The organism is Shewanella sp. HN-41 (assembly GCF_000217915.1).
Lineage (GTDB): Bacteria > Pseudomonadota > Gammaproteobacteria > Enterobacterales > Shewanellaceae > Shewanella.
The window spans coordinates 1-19440 of sequence record NZ_AFOZ01000030.1 but is presented as its reverse complement, the minus strand read 5'-3'; the positions used below and the strand labels follow the sequence as shown (position 1 = coordinate 19440).

General features: G+C 46.8%; 15 protein-coding genes and 1 pseudogene. 9 read left to right on the top strand and 7 right to left on the bottom strand.

The annotated features are described in order from the left end of the window. Positions 1-68 precede the first annotated feature (68 nt). Entirely contained in the window at positions 69-368 is a 300-nt protein-coding gene (locus SOHN41_RS11295; protein WP_007648992.1) for a hypothetical protein, read from the top strand. A gap of 95 nt (positions 369-463) precedes the next feature. On the opposite strand, the gene SOHN41_RS11290 is transcribed toward SOHN41_RS11295, so the two are convergent. Continuing rightward, on the bottom strand, positions 464-1363 hold the full coding sequence (locus tag SOHN41_RS11290) for a LysR family transcriptional regulator (protein ID WP_007648990.1): 900 nt from the start codon (positions 1361-1363) through the stop codon (positions 464-466). Positions 1364-1568: 205 nt separating this feature from the next. On the opposite strand from SOHN41_RS11290, the gene SOHN41_RS11285 reads away from it, so the two are divergent. Then, positions 1569-2048 (top strand): DoxX family protein, encoded by a 480-nt coding sequence (locus SOHN41_RS11285; protein ID WP_007648988.1) that lies wholly within the window; start codon positions 1569-1571, stop codon positions 2046-2048. A gap of 73 nt (positions 2049-2121) precedes the next feature. Continuing rightward, positions 2122-2931 (top strand): DODA-type extradiol aromatic ring-opening family dioxygenase, encoded by an 810-nt coding sequence (locus SOHN41_RS11280; RefSeq protein WP_037458924.1) that lies wholly within the window; start codon positions 2122-2124, stop codon positions 2929-2931. 89 nt (positions 2932-3020) lie between these two features. Here SOHN41_RS11280 and SOHN41_RS11275 read toward each other — a convergent pair whose 3' ends face one another. Further along, the gene (locus SOHN41_RS11275) at positions 3021-3896 is read right to left on the bottom strand and encodes a 1,4-dihydroxy-2-naphthoate polyprenyltransferase (RefSeq protein ID WP_007648984.1); all 876 of its coding nucleotides are present in this window, start codon (positions 3894-3896) and stop codon (positions 3021-3023) included. Positions 3897-4200: 304 nt separating this feature from the next. Between SOHN41_RS11275 and SOHN41_RS11270 the strand changes: the two genes are divergently transcribed. The 3 genes from SOHN41_RS11270 to SOHN41_RS11260 all read left to right on the top strand — a co-directional run bounded on the left by SOHN41_RS11270 (position 4201) and on the right by SOHN41_RS11260 (position 6499). Next, positions 4201-5103: an SDR family NAD(P)-dependent oxidoreductase gene (locus tag SOHN41_RS11270; RefSeq protein WP_007648982.1), complete on the top strand. Its 903-nt coding sequence runs from the start codon at positions 4201-4203 to the stop codon at positions 5101-5103. A 123-nt stretch (positions 5104-5226) separates the two neighbouring features. Then, positions 5227-6093 carry an acyl-CoA thioesterase II gene (gene tesB / locus SOHN41_RS11265; protein WP_007648980.1) on the top strand — a complete coding sequence of 289 codons (867 nt, stop codon included), beginning with the start codon at positions 5227-5229 and terminating at the stop codon, positions 6091-6093. Between the two features lies 1 nt (position 6094). Further along, positions 6095-6499 carry a YbaY family lipoprotein gene (locus tag SOHN41_RS11260; RefSeq protein ID WP_007648979.1) on the top strand — a complete coding sequence of 135 codons (405 nt, stop codon included), beginning with the start codon at positions 6095-6097 and terminating at the stop codon, positions 6497-6499. A 66-nt stretch (positions 6500-6565) separates the two neighbouring features. Here SOHN41_RS11260 and SOHN41_RS11255 read toward each other — a convergent pair whose 3' ends face one another. Further along, positions 6566-7447, bottom strand: a complete 882-nt coding sequence (locus tag SOHN41_RS11255; protein WP_007648977.1) for a LysR family transcriptional regulator — start codon at positions 7445-7447, stop codon at positions 6566-6568. A gap of 140 nt (positions 7448-7587) precedes the next feature. Here SOHN41_RS11255 and SOHN41_RS11250 point away from each other — a divergent pair, with 140 nt between their 5' ends. Continuing rightward, positions 7588-8838, top strand: a complete 1251-nt coding sequence (locus SOHN41_RS11250; RefSeq protein WP_007648976.1) for an MFS transporter — start codon at positions 7588-7590, stop codon at positions 8836-8838. A 131-nt stretch (positions 8839-8969) separates the two neighbouring features. Continuing rightward, positions 8970-10511, top strand: a complete 1542-nt coding sequence (locus tag SOHN41_RS11245; RefSeq protein WP_007648975.1) for an MATE family efflux transporter — start codon at positions 8970-8972, stop codon at positions 10509-10511. 269 nt (positions 10512-10780) lie between these two features. Here the strand turns inward: SOHN41_RS11245 and SOHN41_RS11240 are convergent, their stop codons facing one another. Continuing rightward, the gene (locus tag SOHN41_RS11240; RefSeq protein WP_007648974.1) at positions 10781-10978 is read right to left on the bottom strand and encodes a DUF2986 domain-containing protein; all 198 of its coding nucleotides are present in this window, start codon (positions 10976-10978) and stop codon (positions 10781-10783) included. Between the two features lie 302 nt (positions 10979-11280). On the opposite strand from SOHN41_RS11240, the gene yqfB reads away from it, so the two are divergent. Continuing rightward, the gene (yqfB, locus tag SOHN41_RS11235; RefSeq protein ID WP_037458941.1) at positions 11281-11622 is read left to right on the top strand and encodes a N(4)-acetylcytidine aminohydrolase; all 342 of its coding nucleotides are present in this window, start codon (positions 11281-11283) and stop codon (positions 11620-11622) included. Positions 11623-11697: 75 nt separating this feature from the next. On the opposite strand, the pseudogene SOHN41_RS11230 reads toward yqfB, so the two are convergent. The 3 genes and pseudogenes from SOHN41_RS11230 to SOHN41_RS11220 all read right to left on the bottom strand — a co-directional run bounded on the left by SOHN41_RS11230 (position 11698) and on the right by SOHN41_RS11220 (position 19077). Further along, a pseudogene (locus SOHN41_RS11230) lies at positions 11698-14746 on the bottom strand (efflux RND transporter permease subunit). Beyond that, complete coding sequence (locus SOHN41_RS11225) at positions 14743-18000, bottom strand: efflux RND transporter permease subunit (RefSeq protein ID WP_037458921.1); 3258 nt, start codon at positions 17998-18000, stop codon at positions 14743-14745. Before SOHN41_RS11225 ends, SOHN41_RS11230 begins: the two are co-directional and overlap by 4 nt. Positions 18001-18012: 12 nt before the next feature. Then, entirely contained in the window at positions 18013-19077 is a 1065-nt protein-coding gene (locus SOHN41_RS11220; RefSeq protein WP_037458919.1) for an efflux RND transporter periplasmic adaptor subunit, read from the bottom strand. Positions 19078-19440 lie beyond the last annotated feature (363 nt).

Here is a 19440-nt window from a genome sequence, read left to right as displayed (position 1 = left end):
TTAGTTTATGTGTTAGGTTAATTTTCGCTATGGGCAGTTCTTAAATGCGGGATCAATGGAGTGAAAATATGCAGGAAGCCCCTATCAAATCTTCAGTCGCGACGAGTCAAAATGGTGTAGCACGGGCTGATGGCAAGTTAAGTGTCACCGAACATCTCATTTGTTTTTCTCCCTACAATAAAACATTGGGACTGGGTCCATACGAACTGCAGAGAAAAGACATCGCCAAAGTTGAGCAATGTTGGGGCAAGGGTGGTGGTATTTTACCTGTTACCTCGGACGCGATAAAAATTACCCTTGTGGATGGTAGCGTGTATCAATTTATTTTGGCGAGTCCCCAGGAATGGGTAAACTTACTAAATCATTAATCCTATGAAGCCCCACGGGTGCTTAACTTTGCATTACCATGACAGGTTGATGTAGGAAAAGCAGCGTGCTCATTTCATTTCATCTGAGTTTTTGATTACGACATTGGTGCCGTGGCAAGTTGCACTAAATTGTCCCACAGTGCTTGAGCGACAGGGCCTAAGGGTGAGTGGGGTGGTCGCATAACATAGTAGTCGAGTTGGATCAGGTTTTGCCTTTCCCGCAGTTCAAGCGGTTGTAAGCTTCCTTCGGCGAGGGCTTCTTCAACCATATAATGGGGGAGTTTTCCCCACCCCATACCACCTTGAATGAGCATTTTCTTCGTATAAAAATCATTGACATACCAACGGCGTTGCCCTGCTTGAACCCCAAATTCAATATTGGCGGTTCCCGACCCGGTATCTTGAATCACAATCTGGTACTCGTTCACCAATTCTCGTACATGGCTTAGGGTGGGATAACGGCCGAGTAAACGAGGGGAGGCGACATCCAACAGACTTCCCGAAAATAAATATACAAGCTCAAAATGGCTTGAGCGTATGGGCTCAATACCGCCAGCTGAAATCGCAATATCGGCTTTGCCACGATTTAAGGCTTCGAGTGCACCCGTTAAATACTCTTGTTTAAGAATGATTTGTGTATGTGGAAACTCATTTTGTGTTCGCTCCAGAATAGGCAAAATTCTGGCAAGATTAAAGGAGGCCTCAAAGGCTAAGGTGATGCTGGCTTCATTGCCTTTGGCCAGATGCTTTGCCACTTGGCGCATTTCCTGTGCTTCGTTGAGTACGCGCTGGGCGTATTGCAGTAATTTTCGCCCTTCTTGGGTCAGTGCTAACCGATAACCTTGGCGGTCGAAAAGAACTATATCCAATTGATATTCAAGCTGTTTAATGCTTTGGCTAATTGCGGGTTGTGTCTTATGTAATTTGTCACTGGCCGCTTTTAGCGAGCCGGCGAGGGCGACAGTATTAAACATTAACAGTTGTTCTAAGGTCATGGCAAAGCCCTTAAACAAATAAAGAATTATTTTAGTAGATGTTAGATATTATTCCATATTTATTTATTTTTTGTGGGCCCATAATTCCGCCATATAGCAGTAGTGTGCTTTATATGAGTATCACTACATTGTGTTTTTAGGTGCAATGTAATGGGCCCGTTAAGATCGATATTGCATCGAGAACGCTCAAAGTTATGGGGTTGATATGGCGATGAATCATTTATGTTTAGTGAAAGGCTACGATGGCAAAAACGTGGTCGATACCGATCCTCAGCAACTCTTCATTTGTGCAAATACCTTAAACCGTGCGGCGGTTGCAGTGACGCTGGCGATGAGCATAGTGTTTTTATTTTCGGGTATGGGCAAACTGCTCAGCGTGCCATTTTTCCATGTGCCTTTTACTTTAATGAACTTACCGACCGGTTTTGGTTACTTTATTGGCGTTATCGAAGTCGTGGGCGCTATTGGCATAGGTTGGCGTGAATATCGAGTATTGTCGGCAACGGCATTGCTGTCGGTGATGATGGGCGCGATTTATTACCACTTTAACTATGAAACCACGCTCAGTGCATTACCGGCATTATCTTTATCTGCCCTGTTGTTTTTAACCATCAAATTAGATGAAAGCGTCGATAGATTAGTGCGCTTTCAACGTCAATTGATAGATATGAAGGCGACTTTCTAACCTTGGTCGCAGAGCAGGCGTAAACCCAAAGTTAGTAAGTTACAACCAATTGTTACATCAAGAGAAGTTTACTATGACGCACGCGGATCTCAGTCTGATGCCTGTATTATTTGTCCCCCATGGCGGTGGGCCTTTGCCGTTACTTAATGATGCTAATCATCAAGAGCTACGTGCATTTTTATCCTCAGTTGCGTTAAAAATCCCAACGCCTAAGGCCATTGTATTGATTACCGCCCATTGGGAGGAGGCACAGGTAACACTGTCGAGTCATTCACATCCAGGCATGTTATTCGACTATTATGGTTTTCCTCCTGAGGCTTATAAACTCAGTTATCCTGCGCCCGGAGAACCTCAACTCACTGAAGAGATTGCTCGCTTATTAAAGGCCAGTGGAATTGCGGTGAAACTCGATAATCAGCGAGCCTTCGACCACGGCACCTTTGTTCCACTTAAGTTGATGTATCCCGAGGCTAATATTCCTGTGGTGCAGATGTCTTTGGTGCAACACCTTGATCCCAAAACCCATATTGCCATTGGTGAAGCCTTAGCCTCCTTGAGGGAGCAAAGGATCTTGATTGTGGGATCGGGGATGTCCTTTCACAATATGCGGGCATTTTTCTCTCAGGATCCCAAGGTGTTGCATCGCAGTGCTGAGTTTGATCACTGGCTTACCGAGAGCTTAACTGAAGGCAATGTTGATACTATGGCACGATTAATTGAGTGGCAGTCGGCTCCTGAGGCACGTTTTAGTCATCCACGGGAGGAGCATTTATTACCTTTACATGTCTGTTTTGGTGCTGCTCATCGAAAAACGATTCACGCTACGCGTAACTTTAACGGGGTTTTGCTCAATACGTTAATCTCGGGCTATATCTGGCAATAATGTGCTGAAAATATCTGTTATTGGCTTAAACAAATAAAAAGGTTCGTATCAAAAAATACGAACCTTTTTATTTTCGACGGATTTAACGGTTAAACAGTAAAGACTAAACCCACACTAAAGAGGGTACTGAAAATCATTGTGAGTTTGGCCGTGCGTCCCAGCAGTGGATTTAACGCTTCTCCGGACACCGCATAAAAATCACTGCTGAGTTTGCGGGCAATAAGCAAAGATAATCCCGCGAGCAATACCGGCAGACCGGGCAAAATACCGAGTAAAAAGCCGGCGATCACTAAACCAAAGGGCAAGTAAATTAAGGCTTGGTAAAGCACTTTAGCCTGAGCTTCCCCTATTCTAACCGCGAGGGTATGTTTGCCCGCCTGTATATCGGTACGAATATCTCGAGTGTTATTGACCAGCATAATGGCGGCATTAAAGAGCCCAATCGCACAGCCTAATAACCAAGCATTGGTTGTCGTATCTCCCGCCTGTAGGTAATAGCTACCAACCACGGCAACTAAGCCGAAAAAAATGAAGGCGGCGACTTCACCTAAGCCATGGGAGGCGAGTGGATAGGGGCCTCCACTGTAGCCAAGTGCTCCTAAAATGGCGGCGGCAGCGAGAATTGCGATGGGCCAGCCACCGTGCCAAATCAAATAAGAGCCTACAGCCAGCGCCATCAGCAGGCAAAATACCATGGCATTGCGCACTTTGTTCGGCGGGATCATGCCACTTTGGCTGACACGCACTGGGCCGATACGCTCGGCGGTATCTATACCGTTTTTAAAATCAAAGTAATCGTTGGCAAGATTGACAGCAATCTGCAATAAAATCGCACACAACATCGAGGTTGCCGCGATTAACCAACTGAAACGTTCAAGGTGTAAGGCAAGAATATTACCGATTAATAAGGGACCAATGGCCGCAGGTAAGGTGCGGGGTCTTATGGCTAAAATCCAAGGATTCATGGTGTCCAGTCGTTATTAAGAAAAAGAAATGGGTATTGAACAGAGTCATAGCATAACAAGATTTAATGTGAAAGTGAGCACTATCTAATAAACGTATGTAAGAGAGTTTGAATTGGCGCACATATGTTTATTTATGTGGGTTGAGATTTGTCGTCAAGTTCAAAGAAAATCATCAATGTCTGTGTTTTTATAATGACGTATGGGTAGGTCTACTTAGGATGTCATACAGTTGTGGTTATGGTTAAGCGTGTCAGCGCGCAGAGGTGATACGAGTTTAGCATCATACCAATAAGGATGATTTAGGATGCGTTTCGATAACAAAGTGGCATTGATCACCGGGGCAGGCTCAGGTCTTGGCCGAGCCTATGCCATTATGTTGGCCGAGCGGGGCGCAAGGGTGGTACTGGTTGACCAGCCAGTATCGGATAACTGCAATGCTAACCTAATCCAAACCTATGAAAATATTATAAAACTGGGTTGTGACTGTCTGTCTTATACCTTGGATGTGAGTCGGCAGGCAGAGGTGAATGCTATGGTTGCCGATGTCATTACGCATTGGCATCGCATCGATATATTGATCAATAATGCAGGCATTTATGGTGAGTGTCAGTTCGAGCATATCACTCCGGCAATGTGGCAGCGTCAGTTTGATGTGGATGTGAATGGCAGTTTTTATTTAACCCAAGCGACATGGCCCTTGATGAAAGCGCAGGAATATGGGCGCATTATGATGACCACAGGAGCTTCGGCGCTGTTTGGGGATCTATATCAAGTGAGTTTTAGTGCGGCAAAAATGGCGCTAGTTGGCATGGTCAATAGTCTTTCCCTTGAGGGGGAACAGTATAATATTCGAGTCAATAGTCTTTGCCCTGAAGCCGTAACGGCAATGACGACAAGGCATTTAGCCAACGCTATTCAGCCACTATTCTCCTTCGATACTTTAACGGCGACAACGGCATTTCTCGTGAGTCAATCGGCACCCAATGGCCAACATATTTTGGCGGGGGCCGGCAGTGTCAGCCATGGTATGTTTGCCGAATTTCAACCTATGTATTTTAGTGAAGGGTTATGCACGCCCGATAAACTGGTGCAATATTGGCCTGAGCTTTATCACGCTTTTCCTGTGAGTTTACACTCCAGTGGAGAGGATAAAGTGCTTGCATGGTCAAGGCAGAGCGCCTTGGAGCATCATATTAAAATCGACTAAGGCCCAGGATGCCACTGATTAGCGCCTTAGGGTGAGTTGCACCATAATTAACTCAATACTGGTCAGCCCTTGCCGAACTGGGTTACTCTTTAGCATTATTTGCTAATTATTCAGTAGGATCCCATGAGTCAGGTATTAGACGATCTTCTATCATTACTATCCCTTGAGCAAATTGAAATTGGGCTATTTCGTGGTCAGAGCCAAGATCTTGGCTTTGGACATGTCTTTGGTGGTCAAGTCATGGGGCAAGCCTTAAGTGCGGCAAAGCAGACCGTGCCTCTGGAGCGCAAAGTACATTCTTTGCACTCGTATTTTTTACGGGCCGGGGATGAGAAATTGCCCATAGTATATGAAGTTGAAAATATGCGTGATGGGGGCAGTTTTAGCGCTAGGCGCGTGAGCGCAATCCAAAAGGGGCGTCCAATCTTCCATATGACCTGCTCCTTCCAAGAGCCAGAGGATGGATTTAGCCATCAAGCAACTATGCCACAAGTCTCTGGGCCCGAGGGTTTGTTAAACCAGCAGGAGTTGGCAATGACAATGCGGGATAAAGTGCCTGCCAAGATGCTTGAAAAATTTATGGCCGATGCCCCCATTGAAATGCGATTAGTGAACCCGCTTAATCCCTTCGCACCCAAAGAAAGCGAGCCCTATCGCTATGTTTGGCTTAGGGCAAATGGCCCAATGCCGAGCGATGCTCACATCCATGAATACTTGCTGGCCTATGCCTCTGACTTCAATTTTTTAGTGACCGCAGCCCAACCCCATAGCGTCTCCTTTTTGAGCCCTGGGGTGCGAATGGCGACGATAGATCATGCGATGTGGTTCCATCGACCTATTAATATGGGAGAATGGCTGCTGTACAGCATTGATAGTCCAAATGCCAGTGGTGGTCGCGGTTATGTCAGGGGGCAATTTTTTAATCAACAGGGTGAATTAGTGGCCTCTTCTACTCAAGAAGGCCTTATTCGAATGGTAAAAGGTAATTAGTATGTTGATGAAAATAAAATCGTTTATAGTATTTTCGCTACTGGCTTTATTTGTTAATGGCTGTGTGACAGTGCAACCGGAACCGCCTGTTATTATCAACGGTGCGGCAGGCTATTTAGAGAAAATTCTCTTGCCACAGGGCTGTGAAATTACCATTGCGATTATTGATTTGAATACGCCTGGGGTGATTGTGGCGCAAAAGACATTCAATATTGCCCGTGCTCCCGTGCCATTCAAGTTTTCTTTGCCGGCTCAATCCATTGATAAAAGTATTCAGTATGGCGTTGTCGCTATGATCAAGTTTCAAGATCAAGTGATATTCCAAACCTATGATCGTTTCCCTGTGATTAACAACGGTAAATTTACGACCGAGGTGTTGATGAAAGCTGTGATGGCTAAACCATAGGTCTTGGTATTTAGACGGGATAAAGCCCCTTTAGGTTTGAAGGGGCTTTTTTATCTTCGATTTTAGTTAGCGGTTTTTCATCAAAAACTCTACAAAGGCACGGTCGGCTTGGCTGACGGGCCGCTGCTTTTTCCAGGCGATATGCAGATTTAAAAACACTGGCGGATCTAAGGGTTTTGCCAGAATATCATCCTTAGGGCTTATTGCCATTTCAAGCACACTGGTAATACCAAATCCTTGGGAAACAATCTGTTTGATTAAATTTATCAGATTGGTTTCAAAGGCAATATTGGGCTTCTTGCCGAGTTCCTTGGCTTGGGACAGTATCCACTCTCGGTGAAAATAACCCGTCTTAAACATCACTAATTCATGGTCAAAGAAGTCGTTAAGGCTGACCGCAGGATGATCGGCGAGTGGGTGCTCGGTGCCCATGGCGATCACCATCTGCTCACGGATCAGCAATTGGCTATCGAAGTCACTCTGTAGATCCTGGGCGGTAATGATGGCGATATCCACTTCTTCCTGCTGCAACATACGCAATGCATCGCGGGTTCCACCCTCAAACAGGGATAATTTTAAATCCGGATACTGATGACGAAAGGCCATCAAGCGTGAGGGCAGATAGAAGGAACCTAACATGCCCGGCACGGCGATACGGACTTCCCCCGAGGTGAGATTCGCCATGGCACGGATCTGAGCCTCAGCCTGTTTTATCTGCTTGAGAATTAAGGTGGCATGTTGATGTAATACCAATCCTTCGGCCGTAAGCGCGAGCAATTTGTCATTTTTATTGCTGGTTCGGTTAATTAAGGTGACCCCGAGGGATTGCTCGAGCCGTTTAATGCTTTGGCTGAGTGCGGGTTGCGCCATATTGAGCTTTTTGGCCGCGGCGGTAAAACTGCCTGCACTGGCGAGGGCGTCTAAGTGCTTGAGTTGGCGTATATCCATTGAGTTAACCCACACTTTAGTATTGAAGAATTTTACTATAACAAAAATCAATAATTTCTATATAAATTATCTATTATTGTTATGTTATGCCCAGTGATAACCTTTGTCTATCCCATGATTGATGCGTTATTGAGGCCAGAGTGCAAGCCGTGTTAGACACTATTATTGACAGTAAGCAACGAGATACTCGCTTGATGTGGGCTCTGTGTGTGGCCTCCGTTGTGGTGTATATCAATTTGTATTTAATGCAGGGGATGCTGCCCTTAATCGCAGAGCATTTTTCCGTATCTGGCTCGCGGGCAACGCTTATCCTGTCGGTGACCAGTTTTTCGTTAGCCTTTTCATTGCTCTTATATGCGGTACTGTCAGATCGTATCGGTCGACACACACCGATCATTATGAGTCTGTGGGTGTTAGCACTGTCGAACTTACTGTTAATTTGGGTGCCGGATTTTAACGGACTAGTGTTAGTGCGATTGCTGCAGGGGGCGCTACTCGCTGCTGTACCAGCGATTGCCATGGCGTATTTTAAGGAGCAGTTATCACCTAGCACTATGCTCAAAGCCGCTGGCATTTACATTATGGCGAATAGCATTGGCGGGATTGTTGGCCGTTTGCTCGGTGGCGTTATGTCGCAGTTTTTCTCATGGCAGGAGTCCATGTGGTTACTGTTTCTAGTCACTTTAGCTGGCGTAGCTCTGACGAGTTATTTACTCCCTTCGGGGGCGGATGCTAATGCGGTATCGCATCTGCAGTCTGCGCCTAAATCCACCTCGAAGCGGGTGCGATTAATGCAAGATTTCCATGGTTTTAGCCATCATTTAATCGATCCCCAGATGCGCTTAGTCTACGCTATCGGTGGTCTCACTTTTATGATGATGGTGAATCAATTTAGTTTTATTCAGTTGCATTTGATGGCCGCACCCTATGAGTGGAGCCGATTTCAGGCAACCTTGATTTTTTTGTGTTATTCCAGTGGGACTATGGCTTCGTATTTTACCGCGAAATGGCTCGTCCGCTTTGGACTACACAAGTTATATCTGTGGTCTTGGTGCCTGATGCTATGTGGCAGTTTACTTACCTTGTTTGATACGACATTGACTATTTGCGTGGGGTTCTTGATGACGGCCTGTGGATTCTTCCTGACCCATAGTTGCTGTAATTCCTTTGTGGCGATGCGCGCTAGTCGAGATCGTGCGAAGGCAACATCACTCTACTTATGTTGCTATTACTTAGGCGCTGCAATGGGTGGGCCTTATTTAATGCTGTTCTGGCATGGGGCTGAGTGGCAAGGGGTTGTGATGGGATCGTTAACTTTGCTTGCCTTGATAGCCTTAGGAATAGCCCGTTTGCATTATCATCAGACGCAAAACCATCGGGCGCTTGTTTAGGGCTTATCCTTTGTGGAGTGCATGCTTTTTGTTTAGCGCTTGACCTTGATACCGATTGATGACTATAAAAGCAAAGGCCAACAACTGAGTGTTGGCCTTTGCTTTTGCAATACATAAGGTAAACCAAACGCATGACACAAGCCAAGTTCGTTGAGGGCTCGATACTTCGCCACATTCTCGTGATGAGTTCGACCGCGGCGGTGGGAATTTCCGCCCTATTTGTGGTTGATCTGCTCGATATCTTTTTCTTAAGCTTATTGGGTGAACATGAGCTTGCCGCGGCGGTCGGCTACGCGGGGAGTATTTCCTTTTTTACCACCTCGATAGGAATTGGTTTATCCATCGCCCTCGGCGCACTCGTATCCCGCTCAGTTGGGTCGAAGGATGTGGTGCTTGCCAAACGCTTATTACTTAATAGCGCTGTGGTCACCAGCTTAATTAGTATCGCCGTCAGTATCTTAGTCACCACCTTTATCCCTGAGTTGGTAGCCCTCGTTGGTGCCAGCGGGCATACGGCGGAGCTAGCTGAAAGTTATTTATATATTCTTGTTCCTTCATTGCCTTTTATCTGCTTAGCGATGGCCCTTGGTGCTGCGTTGCGTGCCGTTGGAGATGCTAAGTTGTCAATGCTGTCGACACTCGCGGGAGGGGGCGTGAATGCTGTGCTCGACCCGATTTTTATCTTCCTTTTTGCGATGGGGATTGAAGGTGCGGCACTGGCCTCGGTATTAGCGCGTATTGCGGTGTTTATTATCGCGGGCCGTGGCATAGTCGTAAAACATCGGCTTTTAGGTCAGTTCGATTTATCCCATTTTCTCGCCGATCTAAAACCCATTTTTGCCATCGCTGCCCCCGCCATGCTGACCAACATTGCAACACCTATCGGCAATGCGTTTGTGACCCGGGCCATTGCCGATTTTGGTGACGCCTATGTGGCGGGCTGGGCCGTGCTAGGCCGACTGATCCCCGTGGCCTTTGGAATGATTTTTGCGTTGTCGGGGGCGATTGGGCCGATAGTAGGGCAAAACTTTGGGGCGGGGCAGTTCGAGCGGGTGCGGGAGAGTCTGACTAAGGCCATTCAGTTCTGTACCTTGTATGTTGTGATTATGTCTTTGTTATTGTTCTTCTTAAAATCACAGTTAGTCAGCCTGTTTGATATGAAGGGGGACAGTGCGGCATTGATCGAATTTTTCTGCCGCTATATCGCCGTTTTCTTCAGCTTTTCGGGTATTTTATTTGTGGCAAATGCCTCCTTTAATAATCTGGGTAAAGCCAAATATTCCACCCTGTTTAATGTGGGCAAGGCCACCTTAGGGACCGTGCCTTTCGTGTATTTGGGGGGGCAATGGGGCGGCGTTTATGGCGTACTTATCGGCCAAGTATTCGGCTCGATTCTATTTGGTGTGCTAGGGGTATGGATGGCCTATCGTTTAGTCGATAAAGTCGCGGCGCAGGCACAGTTCGCACCTATGTCTACTCCAGAAGAGACGGGCCTGAACCCCCACAGCGCAGAGCTCAATGAAGGGGAGGAAATAGCCAACTGCGTTGCACAAAATCTGCCGAGCGCGACTAATCCACTTTCCTCATCCTACGTGCAGATGGCGCAATTAACAGAAGAGCAAGAAAGTGAGTCCGTATTACCGATACCTTACTTAGACGATGGCAAATCCTAACTGAGTGGTGGGTAGATAGTGCGGCTTAAATCAAGCAATACGGATGGTGAGCGATTAGGCTGGCAAGATTAAGGACTAAAAAGCAAAATGCCACGGGCTATCCGTGGCATTGATTTAACACTGTTATCAACGAGCGTATGGCTGCGAAATAAGGGTTCCACCTGCCAGAGTGGAGCGCATTAAACGGCATAAAACCCTGCACATTCACAATCGAGTGCATCCACGATTTGGCACGGATAACACTGCGACAATACGCCGATAGAACAAGGTTATTCAGCGACGCTTGTCGTGTCTTGTTGTTCTTCGACCCGATCCGTCGTCGCTTCTAATGCTGCCATTTTGGCGCGCTCGGCCTTGGAGATGTAACCCGATTTGATGGGGGCACCGATAGTGGCGGGGTCGACTTTATTCAGTCTTGCCTTAGCACGCTTGGCAATTTTTTTAATGATCTTTTGTTTCTTATTCATAACATCTCTAATGTCGTTTCGCACCCGCGAGGCAGGTATATGAGGCCAAAGGCTCAATTGAGGGCGGATTCTAACTCAATATAGGCGAACTGACCATGTTTTGCTGTGTGCTTGAGGTTCGTTATCTGCTGCTCTGGTGATTAAGAGGTAAATATTTCCCCCTGTGAGCTGTTAGCATGGTTGGGGAAACGTTACCTTGTATTAAAAATAACATGTTGAACCCTAATGTTTTTTTACAGATTTACTGCGATACTGTCCGCGATCACTATGGGGTGAAAAAATACGAGGGCTGGGGAGGACAATTGCTAACCAAAATTACTTTTTTTGAGCGCTTCGAGCGAGATATCTTAAGCGGGGCTAAAACGATTACCCTACGTGACGCGGCCGAGTCCCATGTTACTGCGGGGCAGGTATTGCCAGTGTCAACCTTTGAAACCGACCGCTGGTTTTGTGATATTCAGATCCTTGAGGTTAAACCCCTAGCATTATCTGATCTCAATCAAGCCCATGCCGAGCAGGAAAATATGACATTAGTACAGCTTCGCCTCGTGATTGCAGAGATTTATCCAGGGCTTGAGCAATTATTCATGATCCGTTTTAAAGTGTTTAACCCAACAGGGGAAAGCCATAGTGACGCTTCTTGAGTCACTTTTTGTCGCGATAGTAAAAAGGCTGCATAGCAGCCTTTTTCATTTTCAATGACCCGTCACAATTAAATATCAAACAGTCCAAGGTAATAGTTTTTGAGCTAGCCTGTTGGACTCGCCTAAACGAATGGCGGCGCGGTGGCGCATCCGATAGAAGGCTTGATAGCACAGGGGCACTAAGTACAGACTCGTGACCGTTGAAAATGACAAGCCACCAATAATGGCGATGGCCATAGGGGAATAGGGCGGGCCGCCACCGCCTATTTGGGTTTCACCCATCGCGAGTGGAACTAGCCCTAGCACTGTCGTGCCGACTGTCATTAACACTGGGCGTAAACGTGTGATACACACTTCCCTGATGGTATCTGACAATTTGTCGAGATCCGGTGTCATTTGGTTGATTTGATCCACCAGAACAATACCGTTGTTCACCACTATGCCCATTAAGATCAGAATGCCAATCATGGCCATCACTGACATGGGCGTTCCTGTGATAAACAGCGCCCAGAATACCCCTGTGATGGAAAAGAGGATCGAGGTAATAATTGCCGTCGGTAATAACAGAGACTCAAATAGCGCCGCCATCACGATATAAATCATAGCGACAGCCAACAGCATATTGGTCGCCATGACGCTCTGATCTTCATCTTGGCGTTCAAAGCCACCGCGCAATGAATAGTCGTAGCCATTGGGGAAATGGACATTTTCCATCACTTGTTTGATCTTCGTCTGTGCCTCTTCCGTGGTAAAGTTTTCCAAGTTAGCGCCAATAGAAAGGGAGGTTTGGCGATTGTAATGTTTGATGGTATCGAAACGCGGTTGGATCTCGATACTCGCCAAATTATCTAAGGTGTACACCCGCTGATCGATACGCACTATGGGCAATTGCTTGAGTTTTTCGAGGGATTTTTTGCCACTCTTTTTCGTAGGCCATTTCGATGCGTAGCTCACCATTAGGATCGTGGCGGAAAGATCGCAGTGGTGATCCCCTGAGTGCCATCGAAATACTCGAGGCTACTTCATTGAGTTTTAAATCTAATCGCGCCGCCATTTGTCGGTCGATACGGATCACCACTTCCTGTTGTGCACCGTTCAGTTCAGAGCGTACATCTTGTAATCCTTTGATATTTTGCAGTAATGGAATGACCTGCTCACTCAAGTTGATAAGCTCTGTGGTTGAGCGACCCGTGAGCGTAACCCGCACCCCAGAATTATCATTGCCCCACCCAAATTGTGGTTTGGCGATAGAATATTTAGGGAAGCCACTACGAATTTTCTTTTTCAGCTCTTCGACTGGCATAGGCAAGTCTTTCTTCAATAGGACCACAGATGAAGCATCGTCGGAGGCATAGTAGCTATACACAGAGTCGATATGGAATTCCTCTTTATTTTTATAGAGATACTCCTCCATCTGATTAATCATAGCTTCAGTGACATTCAGATTATGCCGACCTTCCACTTGGTAGTTGATATAAATACGCTCCTTACTCTGACTGTCTTCTTGATCCTGTTTGACCAAGGACAGTGGCAGGGCGGTAGAGGCGAGGATCGCCACAGCGATCACGCCCGAGCGCCAAGGCCTAAGCAATATCCAATTAAGCGTCTTATTGTAGAAGCGCTGTAATTTACCTGCATCTTTCTCGGGGGCGATATCGAAGTGGAACTTAGTTAACATCAAAGGGATTAATGTCTTCGCGACCAACAGTGATGCCGCAAGTGAGATACAAATCGCAATGGCCACATGCTCGAGGAAAATCGTTAGCTCAACTTTCACACCAAAAATATTGGGTAAAAATACGATGGCGGTGGTCATAGTACCAGCCAAGACGGCTAAGGCAACTTTATCAACCCCTGCGATCACTGACTCTTCATTGTCCTTAGGTCGTTTGCCTTGTTTCTCCTGCAACACGCTTTCTGTCACCACCACAGCGTTATCAATCAACATACCTATGGCGAGCAAGAGTCCCATCATCGACAAAATATTTAAGCTGTAACCCAGTAAATACATGGCGGCCAGCGTCATGCCGATCGAAATAGGCACAGACGACACGACCACTAAGGTCATTTTCAAATTGCGTAGGAATAAGTACAGCACCACAAAGGACAACAATGCGCCTATCAAGCCAGAAAGTAACAGATCCGCCAGTGAGGATTTAACTCCAGAGGCTTGATCTTCCATGATAAACAAACGAATACCTTGAAATTGTTGATCTTGTTTTGCCTGTTCGATGACTTTAAGGACGCGTTCGGACACTTCGACTAAGTTGGCGCCGGACTCCTTAAATACGTCCAACCCCACGGCATAATGCTTATCTAAGTGTCGGCCTTCGATACGCTCTGGCAATGCAAATTGTACATCCGCAATATCCCCTAGGGTCAGGCCAGGAATGAGTACCAGTGCCTTGATATCTTCAAGGTTTCTAAATTCTCCCTTAGGCGAAACTTGATAAACAAGGTTACTGGCCCTGAGCGTTCCTGCACTGATGACAAAGTTTTCTCGGCCGAGACGTGCCTGCAAATCGGTGGCTGAAAATCCACTGGCGGCGAGACGGTCTGCATCGATCCGCACTTCAATTTGCTTTTGTTCGACGCCGTACAAACTGACCTTAGACACACCTTCAACACGCTCAAGCGGACGCTTGAGTTGCTTATCCAGCAGATCAAATGCACCGGAAAGCTCACGTTCGCTCGATATGCGAATGGTCAGCACTGGCATATCGGCGGTGGAAAATTGGTGAATAAATACCCGCTCAACATCCTTGGGCAGTAAATGTCGCACCGCATCGATTTTTTCCCGCGCTTCTAGGCTCTTAGTGGCAACGTTTTCACCCCACTTCATGTTGATTTCGATTTCAGAACCTTCCTGGGAAGATTCTGATTCGAGCTCATCAATCCCTCCCATAGTAGCGAGGGATTCCTCCAGTACTTTGGTGATATCGCGCTCCACTTCGGCGGGGGTTGAGCCCTTATAGGGCACTTGCACCACAATCTGCGGAATATCGATACCGGGGAACATTTCCAGCGGTAACAGACGACTCGAGGCCAGACCAAACAGCAAGATTGCGAAGAAGAACATGCTGGTGGTCACTGGGCGCTTAATGGCTAAACGGGTGAGGTTCATGGGCGAGCCTCCTCAACATTATGCGTACTATTTGTGGCAGCAACGTCATACACTTTTCGATCGAACAGGGCATAGAGCACTGGCAGTACAATTAAGGTCAATAATGTCGACAAACTCAGACCAAAGATGACCGTAATCGCCATAGGAGCACGCACTTCAGCTCCATCGCCTAAGCCTAATGCCATCGGTAATAAGCCTAAGGTCGTGGTCAGCGTGGTCATCATAATGGGGCGCAGACGTGATTTGGCCGCAACGCGAATGGCTTCGAGTTTTTCAACGCCTTCGCTACGCAGTTGATTGATGCGATCCACAAGTACAATGGCGTTGTTTACTACGATTCCCGCCAACATGATAAGCCCAATAAACACCACCACACTCAAATGGGTTTGGGTGATATAAAGCCCAAGTACGCTGCCGCCTAAAGCCATAGGTACGGCAAAGAGGATAAGCAGCGGATGCAGCAGCGATTCAAACTGACTCGCCATCACTAAATAGACTAGGAATACTGCTAGGATAAGGGCTATTTTGAGGGACTGGAATGAGTGCTCCATTTCCTCATTTTGACCACCGAAGCGAGCTTGCACCGATGTGGGTAGCACTTGTTGCGCTAATATTTGCTGCGCCTCTGCCACCGCATCACTTAAGTCCCCGTAGGCGAGGTTCGCCGATACCAGTGCAACACGTTGCTGGCTGATACGGTTAATTGCCGATGGGCCTAACTGCAATGAAACTTCGGCAACTGCGCTTAAGGCAATGGGCTGACTGCTGTTAGGGTTAATGATTAATGCATCGATATCACTGATTTGATCCCGCTCTGCGAGTTCACTGCGCACCAGAATATCAATCTTACGGTCACGCACAGTGTATTGGCTGGCGACAGTGCCACCAACGCGTTGGGCGATACGGTTCGCCACCGTTGGCGCATCCATTCCCAGTGCCGCTAATCGGGCGTGGTCAAAACGAATACTCAGCTCAGGCTGACCATCACGTAGGCTGGTATTGACGTCGGCAAAACGCTCTGAAGCGGATAGGGCCTTAACAAGGCTATCGGCGCTGCGCTTGAGCAAATTCAAATCGTAACCAGTGAGCTCTATCTCCAATGGCGTTTTAAAACTAAATAGCTCAGGTTGTTCGATTTTCGCTTCAAGCTCTGGAATGCGACGTGCGCTATCACGCAGCACTTGAGTGACAGTGTTATAGGCACTGTGGTCGTTAAGCACGACCTGTAAGCGGCCCCAGTTTTCTCCCCCGCGGGCAGTATCCGAAGTCATTAAACCACCGCTGCCGGCTTGGCTATAGGCATGTTTGACTTCGGCTCTGTCCTTAATTGATAGTGCAAGCTGTTGTAATACCTTGTCGGTTTCACCCACGGCCGTTCCGGGTGGCAATAGGATCTCCACATAAAACTCGCCCTGATTCATCGGCGGAATTAGCTCCATTCCAAGGCGGGGTAACAAGCTGATACAAGCTCCTGTTATCGCAATGGTCAGTAGCAGAGTGGTCATCTGCCTGCGTAGCGCAGAGACTAGGAGTTTGTGATAGACCTTCTCGATACTGTGATAGACAAAGTTAAACGCTGAGCTTAACGGACGCATTACTAGGCCAATGAGCCAGGAGAAGAAGCGGCCTAAAATGAGAACTAAGGTTAATAGTGCACTTGGTAAATAACTAAAAATTAATAGAATTGGGAAGGAGAACACAGTCGCACTATAGTGTTTTAACTTACCCATTTTAGTGGTGGGTTTATCCTTAGGCGTGGTGTTTATCAGTGCAGGTAAGGTTTTAAAGCCTTCCCGTGATGCCAGCATAGGGATAGAGGTTAAGGCGACTAACAGCGAGGCTAACAGGGCAAAAGTCACCGTTAATGCTTGGTCGGAGAACAGGGCGCCGGCAATGCCATCGACAAACACTAAGGGCACAAACACCGCAAGGGTCGTGAGTGTGGAGGCGAAAATTGCCCCCGCCACTTCTTTAGTGCCAGTGACTGCGGCATCTAGCTTATTCATGCCTTCACTGCGACAGCGGTCGATGTTCTCTAGTACCACTATGGCGTTATCAACGAGTAACCCGATAGCGAGGGCAATACCGCCTAATGACATGATGTTTAAGCTGATATCGGCAAAGTACATCATATTGAAGGTGGCAATCACCGAGAAGGGGATCGAGATAGAGATAATCAAGGTCGGGATGATATTACGCAGAAACAGGTAAATAACTAGCATGGATAAGACACTGCCCATCAATGCCGATGAGGTGACTTCGCTGACTGCACTTTCGATAAACTCGGATTGGTCATAAATCACTTCAAGTTTGTTTTGCTTAGGATCTTGATTGATTTTGACGAGTTCATCGCGCAGTTTTTTGGCGACAGCGACTGTGTTGGCATCACCTTCCTTATAGATAGCCAGTTCAATCGATTCTTGGCTGCCGATGCGAGTGATATCGCTGCGTTCTTTAAAGGCATCGGTAATCGTCGCGACTTCAAACAGGCGCACTAAAGTTTGAGCATCGCGATAGACGATGACTTGGCCGAGTTCTTCCAACGAATTGAATTGGTTAAGGGTGCGTACCAGATATTCGCGGTCCCCTTGGATCACTTTACCCGCAGATAAGTTAATATTCTCTTCGCTGATACGACGTTTAATGTCATCGGCATTGAGATTAAGCTGTGATAGCTTTTCTTGGTTGAGCTGAATATGCACTTCCTGCTCTAAACCGCCGGATAAGCGCACGGCGGCGACCCCCGATAGCGCCTCTAAACGACGCTTAAGCTCTTCTTCCGCGTAGGTTCGCATCTGTTTAAGCTCGGCCTCTGAGGCATTGGGCACAGATAAAGCAAGGCGCATGATAGGGTCAAGGTTAGGGTTAAAGCGTAGCATCAGCGGCTTTTTCACATCGAGCGGTAGGGCGATGGTGTCGAGTTTTTCACGTACATCTAAACTCGCCATATCCATAGTAGTGCCCCATTCAAACTCGAGCACCACATCGGACATGCCAGAGCGGGAGATAGAGCTGATCTTACGTAAGCCTTTGACTACGCCGACGGCTTCTTCAATCGGTTTAGAGACCAGCTGTTCGACTTCTACTGGCGCCGCACCGTCATACATAGTGCGAATTGTGAGTGTGGGATAGCTTAGATCTGGCAGTAATTTCACCGCTAAGCGGGAAAATCCCACCATACCGAATAAAATCACCGCCAGCATGAACATCCATACCGTGACCGGCCGTTTAACGGAAGTGCTGATAATTGACATGAAAGGCTCCTATCAGTTCTTAGCTGAGGCAAGATCGAGTGGGGTGATCACTTCGACTAAGGATTGGTCTTTCAAGTTTTGCTGGCCACGGGTAACCACTTGCTCACCGGGGTTTATACCGGAAACAATCTCAACTGAGTCACCTTCACGGTAGCCAATTTGGACTTCACGACGATTGGCATTCGTACCATCAATCACATATAAGGCTTGTCTGTTATCTTGGTTGATAAGCGCACTGTAAGGGACTGTGATCACATTTTCATGGGTGTCGTATTTGAGCTCTACACGGGTAAACATGCCGGCTTTTAGATGTGCATCTTGATTGGGTACGGCTAATGTCACCTTAAAGGTGCCACTTTGTGGGTCCACAATCGGGCTTATTCGCAGTACTTTGGCATGGATAGCATTTTTGCTTTGTTGGTTGTTAAAGACCTGAGCTTCTTGGCCGAGTTTGAGGCTCGCAAGTTGCTGCTCTGGAAGATGCACAATGCCGTGGAGTTCATCTTGGTTGACAATGTAAAACAAGTCGCCGAATTCTTGTGCCATATTACCCGCTTTAACATAGCGTTTGGCAATAATGCCATCGATGGGGGAAACCACATGACTTTCTTTAACTTGCAGTTCGGCGAGGTCTCTCTTAGCAATGGCGGCTTGCAGATTATATTCGAGTTTGGCCATTGAATCTGCGCTGATAAACTCTCTATTATTCATCTTTTTTAAACGATTGAGTTCCTGCTCAATAATTTTTACTTCGGCTTCCGAGCGATTGAGATCGTATTGTTGTCTCTTTGAATCAATGACGGCGAGCACTTGCCCCTTATGAACACGATCACCTTCTTCAACGGCAATGGACTCAATGAGCCCAGATATTCGGCTGACGACATTGGCTTCTTGGGGGGCTTCCAAGGTGGCTGTGGTGCTATAGAAAGAAGACACATTGCCTTGCATCACTGTGGTGGTTTCGACGGGAATGGCATATTTTTCTTCTTTTTTAGCCACTTCTTCCTCACCACAGGCTGCCAGCATTGAGACCATGAGCAGTGGCAGAGCGAATTTAACCATTTTTGACTTTTCCATAAGAGTGTTACCTGTTGTCTTTATTGTGATGCCATTTAATAGCAGAAACTATGCCAATATTTAAAATCTATTAGTTTCAATATATTATCTCAATTCTATATTTTTTCTGAGTGGGCAAACTAACTAAATGTAGCTAAAAAGTTTAAAAAGTGATGAGAATAACTAAAGGTGGTTAAGGGAAATTACTCAAGTGAGCAATTGCAACAAGGTATTTTTAGTGAAGGGAAATGCATGGACTGGTCGTTTTGCTGTCTAGTCCTGAAATAAGTTGACACTTATTTCCTTTAAAACGCCTGATGTACTTCATCGGGCGTTTTGTATTTTTAAGGCCAGATGCGGCCGTTTGCGATTATATATCGCCAC

Excerpts from the sequence above, each read along its gene's own strand:
- SOHN41_RS11295 (WP_007648992.1), top strand. The coding sequence starts at position 69 with ATGCAGGAAGCCCCTATCAAATCTTCAGTCGCGACGAGTCAAAATGGT.
- SOHN41_RS11290 (WP_007648990.1), bottom strand. The coding sequence starts at position 1,363 with ATGACCTTAGAACAACTGTTAATGTTTAATACTGTCGCCCTCGCCGGC.
- SOHN41_RS11285 (WP_007648988.1), top strand. The coding sequence starts at position 1,569 with ATGGCGATGAATCATTTATGTTTAGTGAAAGGCTACGATGGCAAAAAC.
- SOHN41_RS11280 (WP_037458924.1), top strand. The coding sequence starts at position 2,122 with ATGACGCACGCGGATCTCAGTCTGATGCCTGTATTATTTGTCCCCCAT.
- SOHN41_RS11275 (WP_007648984.1), bottom strand. The coding sequence starts at position 3,896 with ATGAATCCTTGGATTTTAGCCATAAGACCCCGCACCTTACCTGCGGCC.
- SOHN41_RS11270 (WP_007648982.1), top strand. The coding sequence starts at position 4,201 with ATGCGTTTCGATAACAAAGTGGCATTGATCACCGGGGCAGGCTCAGGT.
- tesB (WP_007648980.1), top strand. The coding sequence starts at position 5,227 with ATGAGTCAGGTATTAGACGATCTTCTATCATTACTATCCCTTGAGCAA.
- SOHN41_RS11260 (WP_007648979.1), top strand. The coding sequence starts at position 6,095 with ATGTTGATGAAAATAAAATCGTTTATAGTATTTTCGCTACTGGCTTTA.
- SOHN41_RS11255 (WP_007648977.1), bottom strand. The coding sequence starts at position 7,447 with ATGGATATACGCCAACTCAAGCACTTAGACGCCCTCGCCAGTGCAGGC.
- SOHN41_RS11245 (WP_007648975.1), top strand. The coding sequence starts at position 8,970 with ATGACACAAGCCAAGTTCGTTGAGGGCTCGATACTTCGCCACATTCTC.
- SOHN41_RS11240 (WP_007648974.1), bottom strand. The coding sequence starts at position 10,978 with ATGAATAAGAAACAAAAGATCATTAAAAAAATTGCCAAGCGTGCTAAG.
- SOHN41_RS11225 (WP_037458921.1), bottom strand. The coding sequence starts at position 18,000 with ATGTCAATTATCAGCACTTCCGTTAAACGGCCGGTCACGGTATGGATG.
- SOHN41_RS11220 (WP_037458919.1), bottom strand. The coding sequence starts at position 19,077 with ATGGAAAAGTCAAAAATGGTTAAATTCGCTCTGCCACTGCTCATGGTC.